Consider the following 15919-nt stretch of genomic DNA (forward strand, 5'->3'; position numbering starts at 1 on the left):
ACGCCTCGCGCAATCGTATCGTCTCGATATATTAGCCACAACACCACCGACTGTTGGCCCGCAGTTCGCCGCGGTGTACGGCTGTCGAACGCGCCGTTACGACGGCAGAATCAGCTGCTTGACGGTGCCGTCGCCGGAAAAGGAGATGTGCCCGCCGCCGTAATCGCTGGAGACGTACAGCGACAGGGACAGCGCGCCCGGCGTGGTCGGGTCGGTCGCCGGCTCGACGATCAGGTAGGCGGTTTTGACGTCGGACGCCTTCATGCGCAGGGTCTCGGCGCCGCCACGCATGATGCCCACGGTTTTCGTCACGTCGAATCTGCTCAGGTCGACGGGCGCCGGACCGTCCGAGGGGCTCTTGGCCGAGCTGGTCGGATCGCCCCAGCCGCCGCGGTAGGTGTAGGCCAGCACCCGCCGGTCGTCGGCGGGGTCCGGGCGGTCCAACGCCGCATAGGTCGGGTAGATCACCAGCCGGTAGCCGATGGTGTCCCCGAATCGTCGGCGCATCTGCTCGAGCAGCCCGGTGAGCCCGCCGACCGAGTGCAGCTGGGTGGGCGGTGTCAGCACCACGGCACTCACCCCGTCCGGCTTGGCCCCCGGGTCGGTGGTGAAGTCCAGCGGCGAGCGGGTGTTCCCGGAGAGCCCCCACCCGATGCCCATGCCCAGCACCACCGACGCGACGAGGGCGGCGGCCGGCACTGCCCACCCGCGGGCTCGCGCTCCCTTCGGCCGCGCGTCGACGTCGGGCGGTTGCCGTCCGGCGCTCGACTGCAGATCGCCCACCAGGGCGCGCAGGTCGCCCAATGTCACCGCCTTGGTGGCCGCGCTGACCCGCTGCCGGTGCTCCTCGGCGGTGAGCTCGCCGTCGGCCAGGGCGCCGTCCAGGACCGTGCAGGTGTCCTGGCGGTCGGTGTCCTTGGCACGGGTCGTCGTCGGCACCCCGCCGGCCGACGGGATCCCCAGCCATTTCGCCACGGGGACGATCGTAGAAGTCCGGATCCCGGTTCGGCGCGGAACACCACCGTCGAGGGCCCCGGGCGGAGCGCCACGGTTCGGTTGCGTATCCACGGTCGGGATCGAGACGTACTCTGGTGGGCGTGCGACTGCAGCGACAGGTGGTGGACTACGCGCTCCGGCGGCGCTCACTGCTGGCCCAGGTGTACTCGGGCCGCACCGGTGTGTCCGAGGTGTGTGACGCGAACCCGTATCTGCTGCGCGCCGCCAAGTTTCATGGGAAGCCCAGTCAGGTCATGTGTCCGATCTGCCGCAAGGAGCAACTCACGCTGGTGTCGTGGGTGTTCGGGGAGCACCTCGGCGCGGTGTCGGGCTCGGCGCGCACGGCCGAAGAGTTGGTGATGCTGGCGACCCGCTTCGAGGAGTTCGCCGTCCATGTGGTCGAGGTATGCCGGACCTGCAGCTGGAACCATCTCGTGAAGTCATATGTGCTCGGAGCGGCGCGCACGGCACCTCCTCCCCGAGGCACCGGCCGTTCGCGGACGGCACGCAACAACGCCCGCACGGCCATTGAATAACGAAGGGCGCCATAGCCAGTCGTCCGGAGATGAACGTGGGCCGGGGACTGAGCGTGGCGGGAAGAGTGCTGGGGAGCGTCCGGACGCCGACCCCCGGGCGCCCGAACGCCGGGAGGCGCCGCCGGCGATCAGCCGTCGGCGCCAGTCCCCGCCCGACGATCGGATGACGACGATCCTGCCGCCGGTCACCGACGACCGGGCGCCCCGGCGCGCCGATCCCATCGAGGAAGTCAAGGCCGCACTCGCCGGCCCGCCGTCGACTCCGTTGCGGCGCGACGCGCTCGACGAGGTCAAGGCGGCACTGGATGCCCGGCGTCCGGCGCCGGGCCGGCGCGAGCGGGCCGGCCTCGGCGGTGGCCCGTCCGGCGGCCCGCCCCCTCCGCCGCGGCCCCCGCGCCCGGGGGGAGACGGTGGCTCCGGTGGGCGGCCCATCCCGCCGTGGCGCGACTGGGCATGGACCGAGCGGATCAACTGGCTGTGGGTCCGGCGCGGGGCGTACATCGGCGCGGCGGTGCTGGTGCTGCTGCCGATCGTCACGTTCGCGATGGCGTACTTCATCGTCGACATCCCCAAGCCGGGTGACCTTCGCACCAACCAGGTTTCGACCATCCTGGCCAGCGACGGCTCCGAGATCGCCAAGATCATTCCGCCGGAAGGCAATCGGGTCGACGTCAACATCAACCAGGTGCCAGTGCATGTGCGCCAGGCGGTGATCGCCGCCGAGGACCGCAACTTCTACTCCAACCCGGGATTCGACCTGAGCGGATTCGTGCGCGCGCTGAACAACAACCTGTTCGGCAGCGGCGACCTGCAGGGCGGGTCGACGATCACCCAGCAGTACGTGAAGAACGCGCTGGTGGGTTCGGCCCAGCACGGAATCAGCGGCCTGATGCGCAAGGCCAAGGAACTCGTCATCGCCACCAAGATGTCGGGGGAGTGGTCGAAAGACGATGTGCTGCAGGCCTATCTGAACATCATCTACTTCGGGCGGGGCGCCTACGGGATCTCGGCCGCGGCCAAGGCCTACTTCAACAAACCCGTCGAACAGCTCACGGTCTCCGAGGGCGCGCTGCTGGCCGCGCTGATCCGGCGGCCGTCCTCACTGGACCCGGCGATCGACCCGCAGGGGGCCCGCGCCCGCTGGGCGTGGGTGCTCGACGGCATGGTGGAAACCAAGGCGTTGTCCCCGAGCGACCGTTCCGCACAGGAGTTCCCGCCGACCGTGCCGCCCGATGAGGCGCGCGCACAGAACCAGACGACCGGACCCAACGGGCTGATCGAGCGTCAGGTGACCAAAGAGTTGATGGAGCTGTTCAACATCGACGAGCGGACCCTGAACACCCAGGGCCTGCAGGTCACCACCACCATCGACCCGAAGGCCCAGCAGGCGGCGGAGAAGGCGGTGTCGAAGTACCTCGACGGCCAAGACCCCGATATGCGATCGGCGGTGGTCTCGGTCGACCCCCACGACGGCGCGATACGTGCGTACTTCGGCGGCACCGACGCCAACGGGTTCGACTTCGCTCAGGCCGGGCTGCAGACCGGGTCGTCGTTCAAGGTGTTCGCCTTGGTCGCCGCGCTCGAGCAGGGCATCGGCCTGGGTTACCAGGTGGACAGCTCGCCGCTGACGGTCGACGGCATCAAGATCACCAACGTCGAGGGCGAGAGCTGCGGGACGTGCAACCTCGCCCAGGCGCTGAAGATGTCGCTGAACACCTCCTACTACCGGCTGATGCTCAAGCTCAAGGGAGGACCGCAGGCCGTCGCCGACGCAGCACACCAGGCCGGCGTCGCCGCCGGCTTCCCGGGGGTGGACCACACCCTGTCCGAAGACGGCAAAGGCGGACCGCCGAACAACGGAGTTGTGTTGGGCCAGTACCAAACCCGGGTCCTTGACATGGCCTCGGCGTATGCCACCCTGGCGGCCTCCGGCGTCTACCACCGCCCGCACTTCGTGCAAAAGGTCGTCAACTCCGACGGCCAGGTCCTGTTCGACGCCGCCAATTCCGACAACAAGGGCGAGCAGCGCATCCCCAAGGCCGTCGCCGACAACGTCACCGCGGCCATGGCGCCGATCGCCAGCTATTCGCGGGGTCACGCCCTGGCCGGCGGCAGGCCGTCGGCGGCGAAGACGGGCACCACCCAGCTCGGCGACACCACCTCGAACAAGGACGCGTGGATGGTGGGTTACACGCCGTCGCTGTCGACGGCCGTGTGGGTGGGCACGGTCAAAGGAGACAGCCCGCTGGTCACGGCTTCGGGCGGACCGGTCTACGGCTCGGGGCTGCCATCGGACATCTGGAAGTCCACGATGGACGGCGCGCTCAAGGGCAACTCCAACGAATCCTTCCCCAAGCCGACGGAGATCGGCGGTTACGCGGGCGTGCCGGTGGCGCCCCCGCCGCCCCCGCCGCCGTCGGAAACCGTCATCCAGCCCACCATCGAAGTGGCGCCGGGCATCACCATCCCGGTCGGTCCGCCCACGACGATCACCGCGGCGCCACCGGCACCCGGCGGCGCGCCGGGCGGGCCGGAGCCGGGCGGCCCCGCTGGTGGCGCCCCGGGCGGTGGCGTCCCGCCGGGCGGTCCCCAAGCGCCGCCGCCTGCGCCGTGACCGACGCCTCCGCCGTGACCGGCGCCGCCGAGCATGGCGCCACCACATCACCGCAGCGGGCGGCCGCGGACCGGCGCAGCGCCGACAACCGGGATTGCCCGAGCCGCAACGACTTCCTGGGCGCCGCGCTCGCCGACGTCGTCGGCGGACCGGTGGGCCGGCACGCGCTGATCGGCCGGACCCGGCTGATGACCCCGCTGCGGGTGATGTTCATGATCGCGCTGGTCTTCCTGGCGCTGGGCTGGTCGACCAAGTCGGCGTGTCTGCAGAGCACCGGCACCGGAACGGCTGATCAGCGGGTGGCGAACTGGGACAACCAGCGCGCGTACTACGAGTTGTGCTATTCCGACATCGTGCCGCTCTACGGCGCAGAGTTGTTGAGCCAGGGCAAGTTTCCCTACAAGTCGAGCTGGGTCGAGACCGACTCGAGCGGTGCCCAGCAGATCCGTTACGACGGCAGGCCCGCGGTGCGCTACATGGAGTATCCGGTGCTGACCGGGGTCTATCAGTATGTGTCGATGGCCCTGGCCAAGACCTACACCGCGCTGAGCAAGCTTGGCCCGCTTCCGGTGGTGGCCGAGGTGGTGATGTTCTTCAACGTCGCGGCATTCGGGCTGGCGCTCGCATGGCTGGCCACCGTGTGGGCGAGCGCGGGCCTGGCCGGGCGACGGATCTGGGATGCGGCCCTGGTGGCCGGCTCGCCGATATTGATCTTTCAGGCATTCACGAATTTCGATGCGCTGGCAACGGGATTCGCGATGGCCGGGCTACTGGCCTGGGCGCGGCGAAAACCGGTGTCGGCGGGCGTGCTGATCGGGTTGGGCGCCGCGGCCAAGCTGTATCCGCTGCTGTTCCTGGGGCCGATGCTGCTGCTGGGCATCCGGACCGGGCGGCTGCGCGCGTGGGTCCGCACCGCGGTGGCGGCCGCGGCGACCTGGCTGTTGGTGAACGTGCCCGTGCTGGTGTTCTTTCCGCGCGGCTGGTCGGAGTTCTTCCGGCTCAACACGCGTCGCGGGGACGACATGGACTCGCTGTACAACGTGATCAAGTCCTTCACCGGCTGGCGGGGATTCGATTCCAGGCTCGGGTTCTGGCAGCCGCCGACGGTGCTCAACACCGTGGTCGCGGTGCTGTTCATCTCGTGTTGCGTTGCAATCGCGTTCATCGTGCTGACCGCACCGCGGCGGCCGCGGGTGGCGCAGCTGTTGTTCCTGCTGGTTGCGGCCTTCCTGCTGACCAACAAGGTGTGGAGCCCGCAGTTCTCGCTGTGGCTGGTGCCGCTGGCGGTGCTCGCACTGCCGCATCGCCGGGTGTTGCTGGCGTGGATGACCGTGGACGCGCTGGTGTGGGTGCCGCGGATGTATTACCTGTACGGCAACCCCAACCGCTCGCTGCCCGAGCAGTTCTTCACCACGACGGTGCTGCTGCGCGACATCGCGGTTATCGTGTTGTGCGCGTTGGTGATTCGCCAAATCTACCGTCCTGGGGAGGATTTGGTGCGATGGGGCGGGCGGGTGGACGATCCGGGCGGCGGACCGTTCGACCGCGCACCCGACGACCCGCCCGGGTGGCTGCCGGACTGGCTGCGGCCGGCCGGGTCGCGCCGCCCGACCGGCCAGGAGTCCGGGCACGCCGACGAGCAACCCGCCGTGGCGAGCGCCGCCGGGCAGGCGTAGCGCGCGCCGGCAGAACGCCCGGCCGTTGCGATGTTGCCCCGATGGCCGGATTTTTCTGGTCAGCCCGTTATCCGGTAGCCTGGTGCGGTTGCCGACGCAGGCGACCCTCCTGCCACGGAATGTCCGTGGCCGCTTGAGACCAGAGGAGGTGGTGAGGTTTCCATGCGTCCATACGAAATCATGGTCATTCTTGACCCCACGCTCGACGAACGCACCGTGGCCCCGTCCCTGGAGACGTTCCTCAACGTCGTCCGCAAGGATGGTGGCTCCGTCGACAAGGTCGATATCTGGGGCCGGCGCCGCCTGGCCTACGAGATCGCCAAGCACGCCGAAGGCATCTACGTCGTCGTCGACCTGAAAGCCGAGCCGGCGACGGTATCCGAGCTCGACCGCCAGCTCAGCCTCAACGAGTCGGTACTGCGCACCAAGGTGATGCGCACCGACAAGCACTAACAGCCTTGGCTGCGCCGCGCGCTTCGTGTCGGCGCAGCTGCCTAGGCTGTGGGGAGCTCAGCGAAAGTACGCTCATGACACCCACCACCCGAGCGGCGAGAAGCAGCGTGGACCGAGGAGGAAACTGTGGCCGGTGACACCACTATCACTGTTGTCGGAAACCTGACCGCCGACCCCGAATTGCGGTTCACCCCGTCGGGTGCCGCCGTCGCGAACTTCACCGTGGCGTCGACACCCCGGATCTACGACAGGCAGAGCGGGGAGTGGAAAGACGGCGAGGCGCTGTTCCTGCGGTGCAACATCTGGCGGGAAGCCGCCGAGAACGTCGCGGAAAGCCTCACGCGGGGTGCCCGGGTGATCGTCACGGGCCGGCTCAAGCAGCGCTCCTTTGAGACCCGGGAAGGCGAGAAGCGCACCGTGTTCGAGGTCGAGGTCGACGAGATCGGACCCTCGCTGCGGTATGCCACCGCCAAGGTCAACAAGGCCAGCCGCAGCGGCGGTGGCGGCGGGGGCTTCGGTGGTGGCGGTGGTGGCGGCGGATCTCGCCAGCAGTCGGCGCCCGCGAGCAACGCACCCGCGGACGACCCGTGGGGCAGTGCGCCCGCCTCGGGCTCGTTCGGTGGCGGAGACGACGAACCGCCCTTCTGATTCACGAAACTTCAGTAACAGAGAACGGAAAGAAAGACAGACATGGCCAAGTCCAACAAGCGCCGGCCGGCTCCGGAAAAGCCGGTCAAGGCACGCAAGTGTGTGTTCTGCGCCAAGAAGGATCAAGCGATCGACTACAAGGACACCGCGCTGCTGCGCACCTACATCAGCGAGCGCGGCAAGATCCGCGCGCGGCGCGTCACCGGCAACTGTGTGCAGCACCAGCGCGACATCGCCATCGCGGTAAAGAATGCCCGCGAGGTGGCACTGCTGCCCTTCACCTCCTCGGCGCGATAGTCGCCGCAGGCCTACCGAAAGTACGAAACGATGAAGCTGATTCTGACGGCTGACGTCGACCACCTGGGTTCGGTCGGCGACACGGTCGAGGTCAAGGACGGTTACGGCCGCAACTTCCTGCTGCCGCGCGGCATGGCGATCGTCGCCTCCCGCGGCGCGCAGCGGCAGGCCGACGACATCCGCCGGGCGCGCGAGACCAAGGCGGTGCGCGACCTCGGGCACGCGAACGAACTCAAGACCGCGATCGAGGCGCTCGGTCCGGTCTCGCTGCCGGTGAAGACCGCGGCCGATTCCGGCAAGCTGTTCGGCTCGGTAACCGCCGGCGATGTGGTCGCGGCGATCAAGAAGGCCGGCGGGCCCAACCTGGACAAGCGGATCGTGCGGCTGCCCAAGTCGCACATCAAGGCCCTCGGGACTCACCCGGTGGCGGTGCACCTGCACCCCGAGGTCGACGTCGAGGTCGCGCTCGAGGTCGTCGCGCAGGGCTGACCGCCCGTCGTTGACGCTTTCCCGGCGGTGGCCCCGATGAGTCGCCGCCGGGCTTTGTGTGTGTGTGTGTGTGCTACCTGCCCGGCCGCATTCGGCTGATGCGGGTCGCGGACAAGCTCCCTGGCGAACACTTTCTGGGGTGTATTTCGCCGGCCCGCTTTACCGGCCCGTAACGCTGGGAAAACGCGGCGGAAAACCAACACGCCCGGGGCAGTAACCTGGCCCGACACGCCGGAGAGATTCTTGTCCACACGAATTCGAGGGCGTTGTATGGCCGGTATCTGCACCGATGTTCCCACCGTTCGCATTAATCCACAGGTTCTCCACACCCCGCTCAACACAGGTGTCGACAGATATGCACACACGATGCACAGCTTCATGAACAGCACCCCCTTTGCCTAGTGGCCAGCAACGTTTAACGTCGTCCCGGCGCCGGGCGTGTGGGTGCTGTGAGGCGCAGGTTGTCGGGACCTTGACCTACGCTCAACGTCGAATATCGAATATACGTTCGGATGCGTGACTCAGGGGAGGAGGGAATCCGTGGCGGTCGTCGATGACTTGGCGTCGAGCATGGATTCCTCGCCGCCGAGCGAGGACTTCGGGCGACAGCCACCGCAGGATCTGGCGGCCGAGCAGGCCGTCCTGGGCGGCATGCTGCTGAGCAAGGACGCCATCGCCGATGTGCTGGAAAGGCTAAGGCCCGGCGACTTCTATCGCCCCGCCCATCAGAATGTCTACGACGCGATCCTGGACCTCTACGGACGTGGCGAGCCGGCCGACGCGGTGACGGTCGCCGCCGAGCTGGACCGCCGCAACCTGTTGCGCCGCATCGGCGGGGCACCGTATCTGCACACGCTGATCTCGACGGTGCCGACCGCGGCCAACGCGAGCTACTACGCGACCATCGTGGCCGAGAAGGCGCTCCTGCGGCGCCTCGTGGAGGCCGGTACGCGGGTCGTGCAGTACGGCTACGCGGGCGCCGAGGGCGCCGACGTGGCCGAGGTGGTCGACCGCGCGCAGGCCGAGATCTACGAGGTCGCCGAGCGGCGCACGTCCGAGGATTTCGTCCCGCTCGAGGATCTGCTGCAGCCGACCATGGACGAGATCGACGCGATCGCCTCGAACGGGGGCGTCGCGCGTGGCGTGCCGACCGGCTTCACCGAGCTCGACGAGGTGACCAACGGCCTGCACGCGGGGCAGATGATCATCGTGGCGGCCAGGCCTGGAGTGGGCAAATCGACGCTAGGACTGGATTTTTTGCGGTCGTGCTCGATCAAGCACCGCATGGCCAGCGTCATCTTCTCGCTGGAGATGAGCAAGTCCGAGATCGTCATGCGACTGCTGTCGGCGGAAGCGAAGATCAAGCTCGCCGACATGCGGTCCGGTCGCATGAGCGACGAAGACTGGACGCGGCTGGCGCGGCGGATGAGCGAAATCAGCGAGGCGCCATTGTATATCGACGACTCACCGAACCTGACGATGATGGAGATCCGCGCCAAGGCGCGCCGGCTGCGGCAGAAGTCCGATCTGCGCCTGGTCGTGGTCGACTATCTGCAGCTGATGTCGTCGGGGAAGAAGGTCGAGTCGCGGCAGCTCGAGGTGTCGGAATTCTCGCGCCAACTCAAGCTTTTGGCCAAGGAGCTCGAGGTTCCCGTCGTCGCGATCAGCCAGCTCAACCGCGGACCCGAGCAGCGCACCGACAAGAAGCCGATGTTGTCGGACCTGCGTGAGTCGGGGTCACTGGAGCAGGATGCGGACATGGTGATCCTGCTGAACCGGCCGGACGCGTTCGAGCGCGACGATCCACGCGCGGGAGAGGCGGATTTCATTCTCGCCAAACACCGTAACGGCCCCACCAAGACGGTGACTGTCGCGCATCAGCTGCATTTGTCGCGGTTCACCAACATGGCGAGGTAGTCGGCGTTCATCGGGGCTTGTAGAGCCTCGCGGTCCTCTGTACTGCTGGCGCCGCCGGTATTCGTTGGTGCAGAGGCTCAACCACATGCCGCGCAGGAGTTCAGTGCCGGGCAGAGCGGCCGTACGATCGCGGCCCGATTCAGATGAGGAAACCGCCATCGAGAGGGATGGTCACGCCGGTGATGAACCGCGCTTCGTCGGAGGCGAGGAATTGCGCGGTGTAGCCGATCCTGTCCTGCAGACGCCCCCGGCTCACAGCTGCCCGCCTTCTTATTCAGGGGTGACGCCGAAGACGTTCAGGAAGTTGCAAACCTGTTGGTAGAAGCCCACTGTGAGCACAAATGCCGCCAGCTGGTCGATGGTGAATACGTCCAGCGCCTCGGCGCGCTCGGCCTCGCTGAGGGTGTGGTTGTCAAGCAGCAAATCGCTCAGTCGCACGATGGTGGCCGCGTCATCATCGAGCCCGTCCGTATTGCCGGATTCCGCGGCGGCAATTGCTTTGTCGCTCAGCCCGATTGCACGCCCGATCGCGACGTGATGGTGGGTTTCGTAGCCGGCACGGTATCGGAATCCCACGCGCAGTATCGCCAGCTCCCGCCACTTGGGCGGGAGTTCGTTGCGGAGGAACATGTCGGTGGCCATCGTCAGAAACGAGGGCGCCAGCCCGGGGCTGTGGGTGACCATGCGGTAGACGTTGATCGATCCGCGGCTTTCGACCGCCTCGCGTAGTTCGGATGGTAGGACGTTCAGGTCGGGGTAGGGCATCGGGGTCGTGGTCATCCGATCACCCGGATGGGGTCGGTGCCGTCCCAGCCGGCGGCGATGTCGCGGATGTACTTGAACAGCTGGCCCTTTGGCCCGCTGATGTCACTGATCTCGATAATTGTGCCTTGGTCGAATTCGGTGTCGAAGTAGGCGAATCGGCCCTTTTCGCCGCCGATCGATCCCTCGTGCAAAACGGTGAACCCGGACTCGAGGGCCCGGTCGTACAGGCCTTGGAAGTCGTGTGTCCAGTACGCGATGTGTTGGGCGCCGTCGCGGCCGGACTTGATGAAGTCTTGGTATGCCGAGGGCGCGTTGTTGCGCTGCTGGATGAGTTCGAGTTGGACATCGCCGGAGTTGGCGAGTGCCACACTCATTTCCAGCGCCGAGTCCTGGCCGCGGTATCTGAAGTAGTCGACAGCGACGTTCTCGACGTAAAACCACGGCCCCACTCCGTAGCTGACCCAGCGCCGCATCGATTCCTCGATGTCGCGAACGACGTATCCGATTTGCGCTATCCGGCCGAATAACTGGCTCATGGAATCCTCTCTAGTTCGTTGCCGCCGCAATGATCGAAGTGCAGGGCGAATTGATGACAGTTGAGGTTGAGGCCGGTGCCGAACCCCCCCGGTGGGTGCTCGCGTATTGCCTTCCCGATCGGCTCGCAGCATGACAGTCGGGATCGTGACGTAGCCACAAGTGATGTGTAGCGCTGGACCGTCACCGGCACTCCTCGACATCGCGAACCCAACGGGTGCCGGCGCGTGCATTTGTTGCAACTCAGCGTTGGCTCGCTCTACCGTAAATCTACGGTGTAGATTAAAGCAATACCTACGGCGTAGATTTCCGAGAGTGTTGGGAGAATGGCGGCCATGGCAGGTGAGCGGCACCGGGCAGCACGGTCTAAGTCGGTTCCGCGACGCGGACGACCGCGGGGAGCCCCGGTGCTGTCCCGCGACAAGGTCCTGGAGGTCGCGTCCGGGTTGCTCGAGGAACTCGGTCCGGACGCGCTGACCATGCGCCGCATCGCGGTCGAACTCGCGGTGGACCCGATGAGCTTGTATAACTACGTCGACAGCCGCGAGGCGCTCCTTGATGGCATCGCACTGCACTTCTTGGAGAATCTGGAATCCGTTGAGCCCACGGGCGATCTGCAGACCGACATGCTGGCGGGCGCCAACGCTTTTCGTCGGGCCGCTGCACGTCGCCCGCGAGCGGCGACGCTGCTGTTGACCCGCGAGCTCGGTTCCATGACCAGCCTGGCGAACACTGACGCCGCTCTCGGTGTGCTGCGGCGGGCGGGCCTGACACCCGAGCAGTCAGTGCGCGGTTTCCGTGCGGTGTTCGCCTTCCTGGTCGGCACCGTGCTGCGTGAAGTGTCGGTCGGCCCCACCTTCAGCGGACAGGACCTCGGCGGCCTGCACGAGCGCCGCGACGAACTGCGGGACGCCGGTTTGCGCTACGCGGCCGAATCGGCACACCTGCTGGCGGTCTGTGACCACACGGACGAATTCGACTTCGGAATACACCTCATCCTGCGTGGCCTCGAGGACTTAGCCCGCGAAGCTGCCGAAACCTCTGGCGGACAGTCGGTCTCGGCAGCCGGCGCCGTGCAACGCCGACACGGACCCGACGCTCGGTAATCTGGGCCCGGGCTCGTTGATTCCACACCGGCGAGTTGCTGCGTCTGGCGCTGCTCGAGCGACTCAGTGCAGCAGCGCCGCTCGGCAGAGCGCCACGAATAGTGCTAGACCGAACAGCACGATGTTGACCGCGACCGCGCGGGGTTCGTGCAGGCGAGTATGGGCCCATGCCGCCCCGATCATCACTACGCACAGGCCTGCCGCTGCCAGCGGCGTCCAGATCAGTCCAAGCCCCGTAAGCCCGGGCGCGATCAGTCCTACCGCTGCGAGTATTTCCGACGCAGCGGTGAAACGCACGACCGGCATGGGAAACATGGCGACGCCGGTTTGACCGGTGTCCAACAGCCGTTGTCGGCTGAGGGTGATTTTGGCGGTGCCGGACAGGGCGAATGCCCCGGCCAGGACGATTTGTGCGGCCCACAGCGCAGCATTCATTTTTCTTCCTTCCCCTTGTGAGCGGACCACTTTTAGACGAACGACGGGCGCCGGATGTGACATCGCCCCGCGGCTGGAATGACCCTGCCTGTCACATCTTTGACGGCCCGATCGTCTACAGAACGTGACGACTCAACCATCGACCAACCATTCGCCCGGGGAGGGCTCCGAAGGGCACGAGGATTACGCCGATCTGCGGCCGCTGCTCTTCTCCATCGCCTACCGAATGCTGGGCAGCGTCAGCGATGCCGAGGACGTGGTGCAGGGGACATACTTGCGCTACCTCGACTACTTACAGCGCGGCCACCACGTCGAGTCGCCGCGGTCGATGCTGACGACGATCACCACCCGGCTGGCGATCGACCAGCTGCGCTCAGTGCGCGCCCGGCGCGAAAATTACTTTGGCCCTTGGCTTCCCGAGCCGCTACTGACGCCGGCACTTCCCGACGCCGCTGAGTTGGCCGTGGTATCGGACTCGCTGTCGATGGCATTTCTTGTGCTGCTGGAGACGCTGTCACCGGTCGAGCGAGCCGTTTTCTTGCTCCGCGAGGTCTTCGCCTACGACTACGATGACATCGCCCGCATCGTCGACAAGACGCCGGCCAATTGCCGCCAATTGCTCAATAGGGCTCGTCGACACATCGCCGCCGGTCGGCGTCGATTCGACGCCGACACCGCACGTCAGAATCAACTCGCACAACGGTTCTTCGCCGCAGCCGAGAATGGAGATTTGGACGATCTGGTGAACTGGCTGGCCGAGGATGTGGCTTTCTACGGCGACGGGGGTGGCATCGGGCGCGGACTGCCACGACCGATATTCGGCCGACACCGCGTCCACCGGGTCGTGGCCGCGATTATGCGTGGCTACCGCAGTCTTGGTGTGCGACTTCAGCGTTCGCAGGTCAACGGACAACCGGGGATGTTGGCCTTCGACTCCGACGGCGCGCTGATCAACGTGCTCAGCCTGGACGTCTATGGCGGGGCCATCTGCACCATCCGCTCGGTGATCAACCCGCACAAACTCAAACATCTCGGGTTCGCCCTGTCACCCCTGGCATGTCGGGATCCCCGGACCTGTGAATCACCGGTCAGGAAGCCACCCCGCGCATGAACCACGACTACGCCACCATCGTTTATGAACGCCGCGCTGACGTGGGCACGCTGACCCTGAACCGACCGACCAAGCTCAACGCGCAGAACGAGCGGATGCGTGACGATCTGCGCGACCTGAGCAAGCATCTGTTGGCCGACGCAACGTTGCGCTGCCTCGTGGTGACGGGCGCCGGAACGTCTTTTTCTGCCGGCCTCGACCTGGCCGAAGCCATGTCAACGATTCTCCCGCAGTTCGGCACCGGCGCGCCCGACGAAGAGACGATCGAGCTTGGCCTGCGGTTGGCCGGCGTCTTCGAATTCATTCCCAACCTGCGCTGCCCGAGCGTCGCTGCGGTTCGCGGTCACGCCTACGGCGCCGGACTGCAGTTGGCGATCGCCTGCGACTTCCGGATTTTCGCGGACAACGCACGGGTCGGCCTCACTGAAACACGCTACGGCTTGCTGCCCGATATGGGGGCCACGTTTCGTCTGCCGCGACTCATCGGGGAGGCCCGTGCGCGGCAAATGGTGCTACTCGGGGAAGTCATCGATGCCACCGAAGCGCTGAACGTCGGGCTTGCCAATCGTGTCGTACCCGAAAACCGTCTGGAACCTGCGGTGGAGGTTTTTGCCAAACGCCTTGCAGCTCAGCCACCGGAGGCCATCGACGGCGCACGCCGGGCCATCGACGCCGGCTGGCTTCTGCAGCCCACGGCGAGCTTGCGGGTCGCCGTCGAAGCGCAAGCTCGTTGCTTGAGGTCACCCGCCTTTCGTGCCGCGCGACAAGCGTTTATCCAGCAGGGCGGTGACCGTGTGACTACACCGGCCGGCCCCATGACCGATACATGACCAAGGGCGGCTCGAGGCAAAAATTTCACGACGGTTTCAGTTGGGCAAAGGTACGGCAGCTTAGCCGCGCCGCGCCGGCTGATACCGAGTGTCCGGCCTAGTGTTGGTGCCATGGCCGCCTTGGAAAACTACGTGAAACGCTGGCGCCCAGCGCTTCACCTCACCGTGTCGGGTCTGCTGGCTGTCATGTTCGCGCTCACCGGCACCCCCGCGGCCAACGCGGCTGCGGCCACGGCGACGCTGTCGGTTGACCACGCGTGGCAGACCGGTTTCATCGCTCGCTTCGCCATCATGAACTCGAGCGCGGCGCCGATGACCGATTGGCGGCTCGATTTCGACTTACCGGCAGGCGAATCGGTGGTGCACACGTGGAATAGCACTATTACGCAATCCGGCACGCACTACGTTCTCACCCCGGCGAATTGGAATCGCACCATCGCACCCGGTGGTTCGGCCACGGGCGGCCTACGAGGGCTGCTGACCGGCACCTTCACGCCCCCGGCGAATTGTGTGTTCAACGGGCAATATCCCTGCGCCACCTAGAGGCTCGGTCGTGGCCACCGGCCACGCCCGCACTGACGCATCTCGTCCGCAGCCCAATCCGCTGCAGTGAAGATTGCATCAGTTGACCACAGTTGGCCAACTGATCACGCGGTAGATACCTGGGCATGTCACGGTGCTCAGGTGTCAGTGGAACCGTCGGCCGGCCAATCACGCGCGGCCGCCCGGTTCGCACACTGGTGTGGGGCGTTCGCCGGCCGGTTGCCGTTGGGGCTGGCGGCCATCGTCGCGCCGACGTTTGTCGGCTTGTGCGTGATCAACGGCCTGACCTTCGGCGTCGACCTGACGATCCTCACGGGCTTGCGCGGGGCGCTCGGCCTCCCGGTGCCGGTCGCCGTCACCGTGGCGTACGGATGCACGTTGACGCTGAGCTACGTGCTCAACCGCACCGTCAACTTCCGGTCCCACGCGCCCGTCGGTCCGCAGGTCGCGACCTACGTCGACGTGGTGGCCGTCAACTACGCGGCATTCATTCTCGGGGTGACCACCGCGCTGACGGCCCTCGGAGCCCAATACCAGCTGTCGCGACTGGCGGCGGGGGTTTGTGAGGCGGTGTTCATTTACACCGCGATGAGGTGGGTGGTCTTCCGCAGCCGACGTGCGCGCAGCCCGCACTTGGTGGCCGAGGTGTAGCCCCGGCGTGACCTTCCCGCGACGGCGACGCAGGACGCTCGACACGTGACGGTTATCGCGGCGCTCGCCGCGCTCGCGGCGGCAACGTGCGTCGGCTACCACTTCGGGCGGCGCGCGGCCTCGACGGCGCCCGGCTGGCGGAAGCGGACGACCCGGATCGCGCTGGGCAGGCAGGCCATCGGCCTCCTCGCGCTGATCACTGCACGCCGAATCCAACGCCGCTTCCGGGTCGAGCGAATCCTTGCGGACACAGCCGCCAGATACGTGCCGCGAGCGTTTGCGCCACCACAAGTTCGACGCGGTACCCTGCTGCGATTG

At 66.6% G+C, this 15919-nt stretch carries 18 protein-coding genes; 13 read left to right on the forward strand and 5 right to left on the reverse strand.

Annotated features, from left to right (window positions below; genetic code table 11):
• Positions 1–96: 96 nt before the first annotated feature.
• Positions 97–975, reverse strand: coding sequence for a DUF1707 domain-containing protein (locus OQ789_RS09430; protein WP_324685217.1), 879 nt, complete (start codon positions 973–975; stop codon positions 97–99).
• Positions 976–1097: 122 nt separating this feature from the next.
• Here OQ789_RS09430 and OQ789_RS09435 point away from each other — a divergent pair, with 122 nt between their 5' ends.
• The 8 genes from OQ789_RS09435 to dnaB all read left to right on the forward strand — a co-directional run bounded on the left by OQ789_RS09435 (position 1098) and on the right by dnaB (position 9626).
• On the forward strand, positions 1098–1532 hold the full coding sequence (locus OQ789_RS09435; protein WP_324685219.1) for a DUF5318 family protein: 435 nt from the start codon (positions 1098–1100) through the stop codon (positions 1530–1532).
• On the forward strand, positions 1525–4146 hold the full coding sequence (locus tag OQ789_RS09440; RefSeq protein ID WP_324685221.1) for a transglycosylase domain-containing protein: 2622 nt from the start codon (positions 1525–1527) through the stop codon (positions 4144–4146). Before OQ789_RS09435 ends, OQ789_RS09440 begins: the two co-directional genes overlap by 8 nt.
• A gap of 14 nt (positions 4147–4160) precedes the next feature.
• On the forward strand, positions 4161–5822 hold the full coding sequence (locus tag OQ789_RS09445) for a glycosyltransferase family 87 protein (protein WP_324685436.1): 1662 nt from the start codon (positions 4161–4163) through the stop codon (positions 5820–5822).
• Positions 5823–5984: 162 nt separating this feature from the next.
• Complete coding sequence (gene rpsF / locus OQ789_RS09450) at positions 5985–6275, forward strand: 30S ribosomal protein S6 (protein ID WP_007771721.1); 291 nt, start codon at positions 5985–5987, stop codon at positions 6273–6275.
• A gap of 126 nt (positions 6276–6401) precedes the next feature.
• Complete coding sequence (locus OQ789_RS09455) at positions 6402–6923, forward strand: single-stranded DNA-binding protein (RefSeq protein WP_324685225.1); 522 nt, start codon at positions 6402–6404, stop codon at positions 6921–6923.
• A 42-nt stretch (positions 6924–6965) separates the two neighbouring features.
• A complete protein-coding gene (gene rpsR, locus OQ789_RS09460) occupies positions 6966–7220 on the forward strand; it encodes a 30S ribosomal protein S18 (RefSeq protein WP_003874730.1) in 255 nt (84 codons plus the stop codon).
• Between the two features lie 30 nt (positions 7221–7250).
• Positions 7251–7709 carry a 50S ribosomal protein L9 gene (gene rplI, locus OQ789_RS09465; RefSeq protein ID WP_324685227.1) on the forward strand — a complete coding sequence of 153 codons (459 nt, stop codon included), beginning with the start codon at positions 7251–7253 and terminating at the stop codon, positions 7707–7709.
• Between the two features lie 540 nt (positions 7710–8249).
• On the forward strand, positions 8250–9626 hold the full coding sequence (gene dnaB / locus OQ789_RS09470) for a replicative DNA helicase (protein ID WP_324685229.1): 1377 nt from the start codon (positions 8250–8252) through the stop codon (positions 9624–9626).
• Positions 9627–9765: 139 nt separating this feature from the next.
• On the opposite strand, the gene OQ789_RS09475 is transcribed toward dnaB, so the two are convergent.
• Genes OQ789_RS09475 through OQ789_RS09485 form a run of 3 tightly spaced genes read right to left on the reverse strand, consistent with a single transcriptional unit; the run spans position 9766 to position 10927 of the window.
• On the reverse strand, positions 9766–9882 hold the full coding sequence (locus OQ789_RS09475) for an SDR family oxidoreductase (RefSeq protein WP_324685231.1): 117 nt from the start codon (positions 9880–9882) through the stop codon (positions 9766–9768).
• 14 nt (positions 9883–9896) lie between these two features.
• Entirely contained in the window at positions 9897–10406 is a 510-nt protein-coding gene (locus tag OQ789_RS09480) for a carboxymuconolactone decarboxylase family protein (protein WP_324685232.1), read from the reverse strand.
• Positions 10403–10927 carry a VOC family protein gene (locus OQ789_RS09485; protein WP_324685233.1) on the reverse strand — a complete coding sequence of 175 codons (525 nt, stop codon included), beginning with the start codon at positions 10925–10927 and terminating at the stop codon, positions 10403–10405. Before OQ789_RS09485 ends, OQ789_RS09480 begins: the two co-directional genes overlap by 4 nt.
• Positions 10928–11332: 405 nt before the next feature.
• Between OQ789_RS09485 and OQ789_RS09490 the strand changes: the two genes are divergently transcribed.
• Positions 11333–12031 (forward strand): TetR/AcrR family transcriptional regulator, encoded by a 699-nt coding sequence (locus OQ789_RS09490; protein ID WP_324685235.1) that lies wholly within the window; start codon positions 11333–11335, stop codon positions 12029–12031.
• A gap of 63 nt (positions 12032–12094) precedes the next feature.
• Here the strand turns inward: OQ789_RS09490 and OQ789_RS09495 are convergent, their stop codons facing one another.
• Positions 12095–12466: a DoxX family protein gene (locus tag OQ789_RS09495; protein WP_324685236.1), complete on the reverse strand. Its 372-nt coding sequence runs from the start codon at positions 12464–12466 to the stop codon at positions 12095–12097.
• 124 nt (positions 12467–12590) lie between these two features.
• On the opposite strand from OQ789_RS09495, the gene OQ789_RS09500 reads away from it, so the two are divergent.
• From OQ789_RS09500 to OQ789_RS09515, 4 genes are all read left to right on the forward strand, one after another.
• On the forward strand, positions 12591–13577 hold the full coding sequence (locus OQ789_RS09500; protein ID WP_324685237.1) for an RNA polymerase sigma-70 factor: 987 nt from the start codon (positions 12591–12593) through the stop codon (positions 13575–13577).
• A complete protein-coding gene (locus OQ789_RS09505; protein ID WP_324685239.1) occupies positions 13574–14407 on the forward strand; it encodes an enoyl-CoA hydratase/isomerase family protein in 834 nt (277 codons plus the stop codon). Before OQ789_RS09500 ends, OQ789_RS09505 begins: the two co-directional genes overlap by 4 nt.
• Positions 14408–14518: 111 nt before the next feature.
• Positions 14519–14950: a cellulose-binding domain-containing protein gene (locus tag OQ789_RS09510; RefSeq protein WP_324685240.1), complete on the forward strand. Its 432-nt coding sequence runs from the start codon at positions 14519–14521 to the stop codon at positions 14948–14950.
• Between the two features lie 141 nt (positions 14951–15091).
• Positions 15092–15601: a GtrA family protein gene (locus OQ789_RS09515; RefSeq protein ID WP_324685241.1), complete on the forward strand. Its 510-nt coding sequence runs from the start codon at positions 15092–15094 to the stop codon at positions 15599–15601.
• Positions 15602–15919: the final 318 nt, after the last annotated feature.

The organism is Mycobacterium sp. 94-17, assembly GCF_035617725.1.
Lineage (GTDB): Bacteria > Actinomycetota > Actinomycetes > Mycobacteriales > Mycobacteriaceae > Mycobacterium.